This window comes from Aeromonas sp. HMWF015, assembly GCF_963878965.1.
In the GTDB taxonomy this organism is placed as follows: Bacteria; Pseudomonadota; Gammaproteobacteria; order Enterobacterales; family Aeromonadaceae; genus Aeromonas; species Aeromonas veronii.
The window spans coordinates 2,345-3,226 of the sequence record NZ_CAWNZT010000260.1; the positions used below are offsets into that span (position 1 = coordinate 2,345).

Consider the following 882-nt stretch of genomic DNA (forward strand, 5'->3'; position numbering starts at 1 on the left):
CTAACGTGACAGCTCTGCCTGGGATGCAGGAACGGCCATTGGTGAGCGACCGCATGGCGGCGTTTATGGCAGAGGAGCTGTTGCCGATGATGGCCGGTAGCTGGCCGGCAAGTGCGAGCTACCTGGATGCGAATGCCCGAGGGGTAGTGTTGGCCTGGGGCGGCGTGCTGCGTGGGTTTACACCCGCGCAAATCAGGGAAGTGGTGCTGGATATGGCTGCTAACGTAGAGCGCCAGTTTGTACCGCGTCCGGCGGAAGTGAGGGCAGAGATACTGCGCAGATTACCTCCTGAGCCACGCCAGCTCCTGTTCTCCATCGGGGCATGTGAGATGGAGGCGACCGTTATCGTGCTGAAGCGTGACGGCGAGGTTACTCGCGAAGCTGTGAAGATTGAGATGGAGCGGATTCTTACCGACCGTCGAGACCGTGGTTACACCATCACAGGGGGGATTCAGGGATGTTCAACCAAGATGTGATCGCCGCGGTCAAGGCTGCGAAATTCTGCAGGGTAGTTGTCTACCCAGCCGTTCGGGGCTGGAGTGGGGGGAGGGTACAGCTGGAGGTTGCAGATGAGCTTTCTGCGTTGGGGCACACGGATTGCTTGCGTGGGGCAGGGCACTGGTTGGTGATCGACATGATGCCTGAGCGAGTGGTGATGGAGGTGGAACATCTGAGGGGGTCGTCAGTGAATGTGTTGGGAGGTGAATGAGGGTTAGTTTTTTTCCTGGCCTTGGTCTGGTGGAACTGCTGGTATGGTTGAGCGGGGACTGCCAGTTCAGTAAGGGTGTTATCTCTGGCATTGAGCCAGAAGAAGTAGCCAGGCAACATCACCTAGCTGAATTGGAAAAGATGGAGAGTTATTCCCAAAAGGGAGGGGGGGGG

1 protein-coding gene is annotated in these 882 nt (G+C 57.8%); it reads left to right on the top strand.

The window, feature by feature from the left end:
- Positions 1-476: hypothetical protein (locus AACS18_RS13585; RefSeq protein WP_258228938.1), on the top strand; the 476-nt coding region annotated here is incomplete at its 5' end.
- Between the last annotated feature and the right edge of the window lie 406 nt (positions 477-882).